12 protein-coding genes are annotated in these 11,632 nt (G+C 69.5%); 6 read left to right on the forward strand and 6 right to left on the reverse strand.

Translation table 11 applies throughout. From position 1 onward, the window contains the following. Nucleotides 1-25: 25 nt before the first annotated feature. From ACTZWW_RS15060 to ACTZWW_RS15070, 3 genes are all read right to left on the reverse strand, one after another. Entirely contained in the window at nucleotides 26-1,204 is a 1,179-nt protein-coding gene (locus tag ACTZWW_RS15060; protein ID WP_444781787.1) for a glycosyltransferase family 4 protein, read from the reverse strand. A 43-nt stretch (nucleotides 1,205-1,247) separates the two neighbouring features. Then, nucleotides 1,248-1,805, reverse strand: coding sequence for a polysaccharide biosynthesis/export family protein (locus ACTZWW_RS15065; protein ID WP_444781788.1), 558 nt, complete (start codon nucleotides 1,803-1,805; stop codon nucleotides 1,248-1,250). Between the two features lie 70 nt (nucleotides 1,806-1,875). Then, nucleotides 1,876-2,415 carry a MarR family winged helix-turn-helix transcriptional regulator gene (locus tag ACTZWW_RS15070; protein WP_444781789.1) on the reverse strand — a complete coding sequence of 180 codons (540 nt, stop codon included), beginning with the start codon at nucleotides 2,413-2,415 and terminating at the stop codon, nucleotides 1,876-1,878. Nucleotides 2,416-2,534: 119 nt separating this feature from the next. Here ACTZWW_RS15070 and ACTZWW_RS15075 point away from each other — a divergent pair, with 119 nt between their 5' ends. The 5 genes from ACTZWW_RS15075 (at nucleotide 2,535) to ACTZWW_RS15095 (ending at nucleotide 8,839) form a co-directional block, all read left to right on the forward strand. Then, a complete protein-coding gene (locus ACTZWW_RS15075; protein ID WP_444781790.1) occupies nucleotides 2,535-4,310 on the forward strand; it encodes an N-acetylglutaminylglutamine amidotransferase in 1,776 nt (591 codons plus the stop codon). A gap of 59 nt (nucleotides 4,311-4,369) precedes the next feature. Further along, the gene (ngg, locus tag ACTZWW_RS15080; RefSeq protein ID WP_444781791.1) at nucleotides 4,370-6,115 is read left to right on the forward strand and encodes an N-acetylglutaminylglutamine synthetase; all 1,746 of its coding nucleotides are present in this window, start codon (nucleotides 4,370-4,372) and stop codon (nucleotides 6,113-6,115) included. After that, entirely contained in the window at nucleotides 6,115-7,278 is a 1,164-nt protein-coding gene (locus tag ACTZWW_RS15085) for an osmoprotectant NAGGN system M42 family peptidase (protein ID WP_444781792.1), read from the forward strand. Before ngg ends, ACTZWW_RS15085 begins: the two co-directional genes overlap by 1 nt. Before the next feature lie 102 nt (nucleotides 7,279-7,380). Beyond that, a complete protein-coding gene (locus ACTZWW_RS15090) occupies nucleotides 7,381-8,277 on the forward strand; it encodes a hypothetical protein (protein ID WP_444781793.1) in 897 nt (298 codons plus the stop codon). Next, a complete protein-coding gene (locus tag ACTZWW_RS15095; RefSeq protein ID WP_444781794.1) occupies nucleotides 8,267-8,839 on the forward strand; it encodes a hypothetical protein in 573 nt (190 codons plus the stop codon). The genes ACTZWW_RS15090 and ACTZWW_RS15095 overlap by 11 nt, the downstream gene beginning before the upstream one ends. 22 nt (nucleotides 8,840-8,861) lie before the next feature. Here the strand turns inward: ACTZWW_RS15095 and ACTZWW_RS15100 are convergent, their stop codons facing one another. From ACTZWW_RS15100 to ACTZWW_RS15110, 3 genes are read right to left on the reverse strand one after another with little or no spacing between them, the layout of a single operon-like run. After that, nucleotides 8,862-9,191: a helix-turn-helix transcriptional regulator gene (locus tag ACTZWW_RS15100; RefSeq protein ID WP_444781795.1), complete on the reverse strand. Its 330-nt coding sequence runs from the start codon at nucleotides 9,189-9,191 to the stop codon at nucleotides 8,862-8,864. 49 nt (nucleotides 9,192-9,240) lie between these two features. Further along, the gene (locus ACTZWW_RS15105; RefSeq protein WP_444781796.1) at nucleotides 9,241-10,107 is read right to left on the reverse strand and encodes an HpcH/HpaI aldolase/citrate lyase family protein; all 867 of its coding nucleotides are present in this window, start codon (nucleotides 10,105-10,107) and stop codon (nucleotides 9,241-9,243) included. A 13-nt stretch (nucleotides 10,108-10,120) separates the two neighbouring features. Next, nucleotides 10,121-10,606 (reverse strand): MaoC family dehydratase, encoded by a 486-nt coding sequence (locus tag ACTZWW_RS15110; RefSeq protein ID WP_444781797.1) that lies wholly within the window; start codon nucleotides 10,604-10,606, stop codon nucleotides 10,121-10,123. Nucleotides 10,607-10,738: 132 nt separating this feature from the next. Between ACTZWW_RS15110 and ACTZWW_RS15115 the strand changes: the two genes are divergently transcribed. Next, on the forward strand, nucleotides 10,739-11,632 hold an 894-nt coding region (locus ACTZWW_RS15115), incomplete at its 3' end, for a transglycosylase SLT domain-containing protein (protein WP_444781798.1).

The following is an 11,632-nucleotide window of genomic DNA, read 5'->3' on the forward strand; positions in this document are numbered from 1 at the left end:
GTAAGCAGAGGGCGTGAGAGAAGGCTTAAGCCGAGCGAATTGCCGCAGCGGGAGCCGGAGTCGGCGCGTCGACGTCGAGCGCGGCCGCGTAGGCGGCGAGCACACCCTCCGCCATCGTGTCGAGCGCGAAGCGGCTGCGCACGTGCGCGGCGAGCGCCTCGGCCTCGGCCCGGCGCGACACCTCCCCCTCGTCGAGCTTCGCCGCTATGGCTGCGGCGAGGCGCTCGGCGTCGTCGGGCGGGATGAGGCGCGCGTGCTGCGGCCCGAAGATCTCGGGAATGCCGCCGACATCGGTCGAGACCATCGGCTGCGAGGCGGCGGCGGCCTCGAGCACGACGTAGGGGAGAGACTCCGCCCGAGACGGCACGACCATGACGCGGGCACGCCCGAGCGCCTGGCGGATGGGGCAGGGGCCTTCGAAGGCGATCGCCCCGGAGAGCCCCAGCTCGGCGGCGCGGGCGACGAGCGCCTCGCGGTCCGGCCCGGACCCGACCGCGAGCAGCGTGATCGGCCGGCCGTCGGCGTGGAGCCGGGCGAGCGCGTCGAGCAGCGTGTCGATGCCCTTCGCCGCGCGCAGCTCGCCGATGTAGAGGAGGTCGAAGGCGGCGGCGGACGTGTCGACCGGCTCGAATTCCGCGTCCGAGATGCCGTTGTAGATCACCCGCACCCGATCCTCGAAGCCGCCGACGCTCGCGGCGAAGCGGCCGGCGATGAAGGCGCTCTCGAAGGTGAAGACCTCGGTGCGGCGCGCGAGCAGCGCCTCCACCGCCATGTAGACGCGATGTGCGGCGGTGCCGGGACGATAGTTGAAGCTGCCGCCGTGCGGCGTGTAGAGGCGCGCCACGCGCGTGCCGCCGGGCAGAGGCAGGAGGCGGGCGTAGGCGCCGCCTTTGGCGCCGTGGGCGTGCAGGATGTTCGCTCCGGTCTCGCGGCGGACCCGCCCCAGAGCGCGCAGCGCCGTGACGTCGCCGAGCCCCGGGTTGCGGGCGATCGGCACGCGGTGGAGGCCAAGCGACAGGCGCGGCGCGAGCTCGGCGAGCGCGGCCTCGGTGACCGCGTTGCCCGTCGTCGAATCGCAGAAGATGCCCACGTCGTAGCCGCGGGCGAGCTGCGCGCGGGTGAGGTCGAGGACGTGCCGGAACAATCCGCCGAGTGGCGCGCGGAACACGTGCAGGATGCGCAGGTGTGGGGTCTTCGTCGACATGTCGCCTCCGGTACCGTCGCCGGCGCGGGGCGGCGGTGTGCGCTCAGAGCCAGCGCTCCGCGACGACGATCGTGTCTCCCGGCCGTACCGGAAACGTCATTGGCACGGCTTCCGTTACCATCGCGTCACCGACCTCGCGGGTGATCTCCGCGCTCGTGCGCGCCGCGCGCGGGGTGAAGCCGCCGGCGATGGCGACGGCGGTCTGCACGGTGAGTCCGTCGACGTAGGGGAATTGCCCCGGGCTCGCGACCTCGCCCAGAATGAAGAACGGGCGGTAGGTGTCCACCTCGACCGCGACCTGCGGATCGCGCAGGAAGCCGCCGCGCAGGCGCTCGGCGACCCGTGCCTCGACCATGCGCGTCGTCGCGCCCGCCACGGGTACCGCGCCGATCAGCGGCATCGCGATCGTGCCGCCGGGCTCGACCGTATAGAGGTTCGAGAGGTCGTCCTGGCCGAAGACGATGATGCGCAGGCGATCGCCCGCGGCGAGGCGGTACTCGCCCTCGGGTCCGGGCTCCAGCCGGCGCGGCTGCGCGGTGACGCATCCCGCGAGCAGCGGCGCGCCGAGGAGCAGGGCGAGGGCGTTTCGACGGTGAATCATGCGCTTGAACCATCCCGTGTCCGGCACGAGCTTTAGGCGCGCATGGTTAACCGACCGTCACTCCGATCCGTCAATCCGCCTCGCCCGCGTTCCCGCGCAGGAGGGCGGCCACGGTGCGGAATGAGGCGACGAGCCCCTCCCGTTCCCGCGGAGCGAGGTGCGCGAGCGCATCGAGCGCCGTCGGCGGCAGCAGCGTCGGCGCCGCGGCGAGCGCGACGTCGCCGGCCTCCGTCAGCCGTGTGTGCACGATGCGTCGGTCGACGGCGTTGCGGTAGCGCTCGACGAAGCCGCGCTCCTCCAGCTTGTCGAGGATCGAGACGACGGTGCCGGCGGACAGGTGGCAATGGCGCGACAGCAGGCTCGTCGTCACCTCGCCGCGTACGCGCACGGCCTGCATGACCACGATCTGCGGGATCGTCAGCCCCGACGCGCGAGAGATCGCCTTCGAGCGCGTGTCGATCGCCTGCGCGATCACGCGGATCGCCTTGGTGAGCGCCTCGATGTCCGCCTCGACCGGCTCCGGGCCGGGTGCGGTCGCGAAGCCGTCGGCCAGCGACCCCGCCGCGAGCGCGGGCTCTGGAACGAAGCGCAGCCGTTCGTCGTTCGTCATCCGTGATCCTCCGGAGATCATTTGACATCAAAACATTCGAGCTGTAAACATCTGATCTCGAATGAACGGACGAGACGCCGCGCCATCGGGCGGGGCCCAGTGAAAGGCGAAATCACGACATGTGCGGAATCTGCGGCGAGCTCACCTTCGACGGCTCTCCGGCCTCGGCCGACGCCATCATCCGGATGACGGGCGCGATGGAGCGCCGCGGGCCGGACTCGGAAGGGGTGGTCGCCCGCGGCCGGGTCGCCTTCGGGCACAGGCGCCTGCAGATCATCGACCTGTCGTCGAAGGGCGAGCAGCCGATGGTGGATGCGGCGCTCGGCCTGACGCTCGCCTTCAACGGCTGCATCTACAACTACCCGGAGCTGCGGGCGGAGCTGGAGGGGAAGGGCTACAGCTTCTTCTCGACGAGCGACACCGAGGTGATCATCAAGGCCTACCACGCCTGGGGGCCGGACTGCGTCGGCCGCTTCAACGGCATGTTCGCCTTCGCCATCCACGAGCGCGAGAGCGGGCGCGTGGTGATGGCGCGCGACCGCTTCGGCATCAAGCCGCTCTACCTGGCGCAGACGCCGCGGGGCCTGCGCTTCGCCTCCTCGCTGCCGGCGCTCGTCGCGGCGGGCGACGTCGACCGCACCATCGACCCGGTCGCGCTGCAGTTCTACATGACGTTCCACGCCGTCGTGCCCGCGCCCTGGACGATGCTCAAAGGCGTGCGCAAGCTGCCGCCCGCGACGATCAGGATCATCGAGCCCGATGGAGCCACGACCGAGAAGCGCTTCTGGTCGCTGGACTTCTCGCGCTCGGCGCAGGACGAGGAGCGGTCCTTCGGCGAGTGGCGCGACCTCACCCTCGACGAGCTGCGCAAGGCGGTGGCGCGCCGCATGGTGGCGGATGTGCCGGTGGGGGTGCTGCTCTCCGGCGGCGTCGATTCGAGCCTGATCGTCGGGCTGCTGGCGGAGGCGGGTCAGTCGGGGCTGCGCACCTACTCGATCGGCTTCGAGGAGGCGAACGGCGAGAAGGGCGACGAGTTCGTCTATTCCGACCTGATCGCGAAGCATTACGGCACGGATCACACGAAGATCTTCATCCCCTCGGCCGACATGCTCGAGGCGCTGCCGGACACGATCCGCGCCATGTCCGAGCCGATGGTCTCCTACGACAACGTGGGCTTCTATCTGCTCTCGCGAGAGGTAGCGAAGCACGTCAAGGTCGTGCAGTCGGGGCAGGGCGCCGACGAGGTCTTCGCCGGCTACCATTGGTACCCGAAGGTCGCCGGCTCGAACGACCCCGTCGGCGACTACGCGCAGGCTTTCTTCGACCGCTCGCATGCGCGGCTGAACGAGCATCTGGGCGCCGAGTGGCGGCTCGACCGCGACGAGGCCCGCGCCTTCGTCGAGGCGCATTTCGCGCAAGCCGGCGCCACCGACCCGGTCGACAAGGCGCTGCGGCTCGACAGCACCATCATGCTCGTCGACGACCCGGTGAAGCGGGTCGACAACATGACGATGGCCTGGGGCCTCGAGGCGCGCGTGCCCTTCCTCGACTACGAGCTCGCCGAGCTCGCCGCGCGCATACCCTCGCGTCACAAGCTCGCGCACGGCGGCAAGGGCGTGCTCAAGGAGGCCGCGCGCAAGGTGATCCCGGCGGACGTGATCGACCGGCCGAAGGGCTACTTCCCCGTCCCGGCGCTCAAGTACATCGAGGGGCCGACCCTCGACATGGTGCGCGACACGCTCGGCTCGCGGAAGGCGCGCGAGCGCGGGCTGTTCTCGGAGGCCTACCTGCAGCGCCTCTTCGACGATCCGCGGTCGGCGATCACACCGCTGCGGGGCTCGGAGCTCTGGCAGGTGGCGCTGCTGGAGACCTGGCTGCAGAGCCACGGCGTGTGAGCCGCCGGCCGAGAGACACCGACCCGACCACCCGAGACGGAAGAACCCGGGGGCAGACCATGACCGATCTCCATCGCACCGACGCCGTGCACGTCGATCCCGCGGCCGTGCTCGCCCGGCCCAACGCCGCGATCGACTGCGGCTGGGGCCGGCTGCTCTTCGGCCAGACCTTCGAGGACATGCGCGAGCTCGCCGAGGCGATGCGTGGCGAGCGGCCCGACCGGCGCGACATCGCCGTCTACATCCGCGATCCGCACGTGGCGCTCGCCGCCGCGCCGCAGGAGATGTTCCTCGATCCGTCCCACACCTACCGGCTCGACCTCGCACGATACGCGAAGAGCGAGCGGGCGCATCACGGCTTCGACGTGCGCCGGCTCGATTCGCGGGCGGACGCGGATTCGGTGAACCGGATCTACGCCGCGCGGGGCATGGTACCGGTGCCGCCGGAATTCTTCTGGGCGCGGCGGGATTCGCGCGCGATCATCCATCTTGTCGCGGAGGACGACGTCACGGGCGCCATCGTCGGTACGGTGACGGGCGTCGACCACGCCCGCGCCTTCAACGACCCGGAGAAGGGCTCCTCGCTCTGGTGCCTCGCGGTCGACCCGCAGGCGACCCAGCCGGGCGTGGGCGAGGCGCTGGTGCGCGCGCTCGCGGAGCTGTTCCGGGCGCGGGGCGCGGCGTACATGGACCTCTCGGTCATGCACGACAACGAGCATGCGATCGCGCTCTACGAGAAGCTTGGCTTCGAGCGCCTGCACGTGTTCACGCTCAAGCGCAAGAACCCGATCAACGAGAAGCTCTTCGCCGGCCCCGGCCCGGAGGAGGAGCTCAACCCCTACGCGCGCATCATCACCAACGAGGCGCGCCGGCGCGGCATCGACGTCGAGGTCACCGACGCGGAGGGCGGCTTCTTCCGGCTCACCTACGGCGGGCGCTCGGTGCATTGCCGCGAGGCCCTGTGCGAGCTCACCAGCGGCGTCGCGGTATCGATCTGCGACGACAAGGCGGTCACCCGCCGCATCGTCGAGCGCGCCGGCGTGGTCGTGCCCGCGCAGATCGGCACGGACGCGCCCGACCGCGACGAGGCGGCGCTCGCGGACTTCCTGAACGAGCACGGATCCGTCGTGGTGAAGCCCGCGCGGGGCGAGCAGGGGAGGGGCGTCGCGGTCGGCGTGGAGACGATGGAGGACCTGCGCGCGGCGATCGCGGTCGCCCGCGAGCAGTGCGAGCGGGTGCTCGTCGAGCAGAAGGTGGCGGGCGAGGACCTGCGCCTCGTCGTCATCGACTACCGGCTCGTCGCGGCCGCGGTGCGCCGTCCGGCACGGGTCGTCGGCGACGGCGAGCGCACGATCCGCGAGCTGATCGAGCGCCAGAGCCGCCGGCGCATGGCGGCGACCGGTGGCGAGAGCCGCATCCCGCTCGACGGCGAGACGGAGCGCTGCGTCACCAAGGCCGGCTACGCCCTCGACGACGTCGCCCCCGACGGCACCGAGATCGTGGTGCGCCGCACGGCGAACCTGCACACGGGAGGTACGATCCACGACGTCACCGCCCACGTGCATCCGCGGCTCGTGGAGGCCGCGGTGCGCGCCGCGCGGGCCATCGACATCCCGGTCGTGGGGATCGACTTCATGGTGCCCTCGCCCTATGAGCCGGCCTACGCCTTCATCGAGGCGAACGAGCGGCCCGGCCTCGCCAACCACGAGCCGCAGCCCACCGCGGAGCGGTTCGTGGACCTGCTCTTCCCCCTGTCCATCCCGGCCGCCGTGCGGCAGGCCCACAGCTTCGAGCGACGCGACTGATGCAACGGCTGACGATCGACACGGCGTATCTGCGGGACAGGCTCGCCGAGCTCCTCGGCATCCCCTCGCCCACGGGCTACACCGACTCGGTCGTGCGCCACACCTCGCGCGAGCTCGAGCGGCTGGGGCTCGCCTACGAGATCACCCGGCGCGGCGTCGTGCGCACCAAGCTCACCGGCAGGCGCCGCAAGCCGGCGCGCGCGCTCGTCGGCCATCTCGACACGCTGGGCGCGCAGGTGAAGCAGCTCAAGGAGAACGGCCGCCTCGAGCTCGTGCCGATCGGCAACTGGTCGGCGCGCTTCGCGGAGGGCGCGCGGGCCACGATCTTCTCCGAGAAGGGCACCTATCGCGGCACCATCCTGCCGCCCAAGGCGTCGGGCCACGCCTTCAACGACGAGGTCGATACCGCGCCCGTCGGCTGGCAGCACGTCGAGCTGCGCGTCGACGCCATGGGCCGCTCCCGCGCAGACCTCATCAAGCTCGGCATCGACGTCGGCGACATCGTCGCCATCGACCCGCAGCCGGAATTCCTGGAGAACGGCTTCATCGTCTCGCGCCACCTCGACAACAAGGCCGGCACGGCGGCGATGCTCGCGGCGCTCAAGGCGCTCGTGGACGCGCGGCTGGAGCCGGAGGTCGACACCTACTGGCTGTTCACCATCGCCGAGGAGGTGGGGGTCGGCGCCTCCTCCGCCTTCGGCGAGGACGTGGCGGCGGTGGTCTCCGTCGACAACGGCGTGACCGCGCCCGGCCAGAACTCCGACGAGTTCGGCGTCACCATCGCGATGGCGGACCAGACCGGCCCCTTCGACTTCCACCTCACCCGCAAGCTCGTGCGCCTCGCCCGCGAGAACGACATCCGCTTCCAGAAGGACGTCTTCCGCTACTACCGCTCGGATTCCGCCGCGGCGCTGGTGGCCGGCCACGACGTGCGCACGGCGCTGATCACCTTCGGCATCGACGCCTCCCACGGCTACGAGCGCATCCACATGCACGCGCTGCGCTCGCTGGCCGAGCTGATGACGGCCTATGTCGCCTCCCCGGTGGAGATCACGCGGGACGTGAACGAGATCACGACGGGGCTGAGGGGCTTCACGCACCAGCCGATGTCGCGGGCGGAGCAGCGGGGGGCGGTGCCGCCGGCGGAGGAGAGTGGGGTTTAGGCACTTTTCTGCTGCTGCAACAGAGGCGAGGCGCTAGCGCGACTCAGATTGCCGTTGCACTCTCCGCGCCTAGATTGCAAGTTGGGCGGGGGGGAGTTGAATATGGCACGTCCGGTTCCGTATGTGTTCTGTCGCTACAGCCTTGTTGGTGAAGGGGGGGCACTCAGCGCTCAAGAGCAGCTGCAGGCACTCCGCCGCGTCAGGGGGACCCCGGTTCCTCATCGCAAGGCGGAGCCCGAGGAGGACGATTTTGACACGCTCATCATCCGTCCGTCTCTGGCCCAGGTGGACGGGTTCTCGTATCTGACGTTCGAGGTTGCTCAGGAGGTCACCGGACGTTCATTAGCTACCTACGACCGCGAACGAGATGCCATCAGGCAGAGGTGGGACGCTGGGCGATTCATCCGCTGGACAAGTTTCATCTCAGTTCCTCGTCTTGGTGTGTTGGCCGCCAGTGACAGGAGTGGAGACGCGCACCTTTCTGCAAGTGCTGGGATCGCGAGGTTCAAGACGGTGATGCGCATGCTCCAGCCGGAATTAGAGTTGGACATCATTCCTGCCGCAACTCAAGAAGAGGCTCGACGCGCTCTGACCGAATGGGCGCTTGAAAAGTTTACGTTCACAGTCCGACCCTTCAACCCTCATCCGAGAAGTCCCGGGGACAAGCTCAGTGAACTGTTCAAGCGTGACGGTATCGGGTCGCTGAGAGGAGTCGCAGTCCCAGCTGCTGACGCAAAGATGCACATGACTGATGGCGGCTACATTGAAGAAACGGTAGGGCTCGCGTCGGCAGGGTACGGGCAATTTGGTCTTGAGGGCAGCACCCCGGGTGGTCGCAAAGCCGCTCTGAAAAAGCCGCAGTTCAGCATGGAGCGTGAGCGTAACGAGAAAGTCCAAGCTTCGCCACAGCAGATACGCGTTTTCATCGAGCCGCATGAGCGGTTTGAACTTGAATACGAAGAGGCGGCCAAGGCGCTGATTGAGGTCTATGGACGATAAGAGGCCAACATTTATCGAGCTCTTCCTCAGGGAGACTGCCGACGCTTACAAGGAGAAGGGTCTTTCGACGCTTATCCCTTGGGTCATCATGCTTTGCCTAGCGGCGGCAGCAGCCGCTGCGTATCATGTACCGGCCATGTTTTGGACAAATCCGTCCATCGGAATCCCATTTCTTGTCGGCTTGCTAACTCTGAACGGGCTAATTTTTGCATTCGCATGGAGTGTCTTCGCCAAGATATTCGAGAACATCTGTGCTCCGCGTTTCAGTAGTTATTTGCAGCAAAATGATTTACTTCAAAAATACCTGTTTCATGTTGGTTATATGCATGTCGCGCAGATAGTCGCCGTTGCATTGACAGGCATTGCGCTGATCTTGATTCTCTTCCCCCAGATCGATGTAATGATCAATCGCGTGGTGTTTGCTCTATCTGTTGGATCAAGCATTTATGCGATCAAGGAAGCAACAGGTTCAGTCACAATACTCTATGACCTGATTTGGTACAGATCCATATTTGAGAGCGAAATGAATAGCAATGTTACAAGGCTGCCTGGGGGGCGCTGAAGCAGCTTCAACGCTAACGTCGTCACCCCAACGCCACCCGCACCGCCACGTCGACCTTCTCCAGCTCCCGCTCCCCCAGCCGGCTCACCCGCGTCGTGATCTTCTGAAGCAGCCGCGCCCGCGCGCCTGTGGGCTCCACTACCGGCTCGCGCGAGAACAGGTCGAGCGGGTCGGCGCCCAGCGCCGCCGCAATCTTCTTGACGGATTTCAGCGTCGGCTCGCCCTCGGCGCGCTCCATGCGGCCGATGAGCTGGTCGGACACACCGGCGCGCTCGCCGAGCTGCGCCTGCGTGAGGCCCCGCGCCTCGCGCAGTGCCCGCACGTTCGCACCGAGAATCGCCTCCAGCTCCACGCATCGCCCTCCACGCAGCCCGGACGGCCCCCCGCTCGGACCCCGACACTCACCCCACCCGCGCCAGCACCCGCCGCGCGCGCTTCAAATGCGGCATGTCGATCATCTCGCCGTCGATCGCCACCACGCCGGCGCCGGGGTCGGCGTCGAAGGCGGCGACGATGGCGCGGGCGCAGGCGATCTCCGCGGGGGCGGGGGTGAAGGCCTCGTTGATCACCGGCACCTGCGCCGGGTGGATCGCGAGCTTGCCCACGAAGCCGTCCCGGCGCGCGCTGCGGCATTCGGCGGCGAGGCCGTCGAGGTCGCGGAAGGCGGTGTGGACGGTGTCGATGGCGTCGACCTCGGCGGCCGCCGCGCCGAAGAGCATCATGGTACGGGCGATCCGGTAGGGCTCGGTCCAGGCGCCCGTCTCGTCGCGGTTCGTCTCGGCGCCGAGATCGGCGGAGAGGTCCTCGCCCCCCCAGGCGAGGCCGCGCAGGCGATGGCTCGCGCCGCCGTAGGTGCCGAGCCCGAAGATCGCGCGCGCCGTCTCGGTGGCGATGGCGTAAATGACCGTGCCGCCGTCGGGCAGGCCGTATTCCGCCTCGCGCACCGCGATCAGCGCCGCGAGATGCGCCACGTCCTGGCCGCCGGACGCCTTCGGCAGCACGATCCCGTCGGGCACGGCCGGCATCACGGCGTCGAGATCGGCGCCGATCAGGTCGGTGTCGAGCGCGTTCACGCGCACGAGGAGGCGCGGGCGCCCCGGAACGACGGCGGCGCGCGCGAGGAAGGCGGCGGCGACCGCGCGTCCGCGCGCCTTCTCGCCGGGCGCGACCGAGTCCTCCAGGTCGACGATCAGCGCGTCGGCGCCCGCGCCGAGCGCCTTGTCGAGCTTCTTCTCGCTGTCCCCGGGGACGAAGAGATACGACCGCATCGATGCCTCTCCCTCATGCCGCCGGGCGCTTGAGCATGAACGCCTGGCGCGTGCACTGCGCGACGAGCGTGCCGTCCTGCTTGTAGGCCTTGTGGCGGAAGGTGACGATGCCGGCGTTGGGGCGCGAGCGCGATTCGCGCTTCTCGACCACCTCGGTCTCGCAGCGAACCGTGTCGCCCTCGAAGAGCGGGGCGGGGAAGGTCACGTCCGTCATGCCGAGGTTGGCGATGGTGGTGCCCACCGTCGTGTCGTTCACCGAGATGCCGATCATCAGCCCCAGCGTGAAGAGCGAGTTCATCAACGGTCGGCCGAACTCCGTCTGCGTCTCGCAGAAATGCGCGTCGATGTGCAGCGGCTGCGGGTTGAGCGTCATGTTGGAGAACAGCATGTTGTCCATCTGCGTCACCGTGCGGGTGAGGCGATGGGGAATGACCGAGCCCGGCTCGAAGTCCTCGAAGTAGATCCCGCCTCTCGGGTGGCGCCGCGCCTCGTCGACCATGCCGTCCGTCCTCCTCGCGGGCGCGCTCGCCGCACCCTTAAAGCCTTCGTTTACCATGACGGGCGATGCTGGCGATGAGACCCGAGCCGCGCCCCGTCGGCCGCGACCGGGCCCGAGGACCCGCGGCGCGCCATGTTCCTGTTCACCTCGCTTCCCGCGCAGACGAGCCCAGGCGGATCGGCCGTGCCGCCGCCCGTCGTGGACGCCATCCGCGACGGGGCGCGGGCGAACGGGCTCAGTTTCGACTACCTGCTCGCCACCGCGCAACGCGAATCGGCGCTCGACCCCTCCGCTCAGGCGAGCACCTCGTCGGCCACCGGCCTGTTCCAGTTCATCGAGCAGACCTGGCTCGGCCTCGTCGACAGCGAGGGGCCGCGGCTCGGGCTCGCCGAGGAGGCGCGCGCCGTCGTGCGCGGGGCGGACGGGCGCTACCACGTGCCCGATCCCGCGCAGCGCGCCGAGATCCTGGCTCTGCGCGAGGACCCGGTTCTCGCCGCGCAGCTCGCCGGTGCGCTGACCAACCGCAACGCGGCTGCGCTCGAATCGGCGCTGGGCCGGGCGCCGAGCGAGGCCGACCTCGCCGTCGCCCACGTGCTCGGCGCGAGCGGTGCGGCGACCCTGATCCGCGCCGCCGGCGAGCGGCCGCAGACGCCCGCCGAGACACTCTTCCCGCGCGCGGCCGAGGCGAACCCGGCCCTGTTCCGCGACGCCTCCGGCGCACCGCGCTCGGCGGCGACGCTCTACCGCACGATCGCGGATGCCCACGAGGCTGCGCGCACCCACGCCGCCGCGGCCGGATCGGCGCCCGCGGGCGATGGTGCCGCGCCCGCCTTCGGCGCCGACGCGCCGCTCGCCTTCGCCCGCCGCGACGGGCCCGCGTTCCACGGCCTGTTCCGGACGGACGGGGCCTCTCCCGGCCCCGTCTCCGGGGCGGTGGCGAGCCTGTGGAGCGCGCCGCCCGACGGCGCTCTCCCGACATCCGCCGCGGCGCCTGCGCCGTCGGTCGCGACCGCCACGGCCCCGCCC

The sequence above is a fragment of the Salinarimonas sp. NSM genome (assembly GCF_052380005.1).
GTDB lineage: Bacteria > Pseudomonadota > Alphaproteobacteria > Rhizobiales > Beijerinckiaceae > Salinarimonas.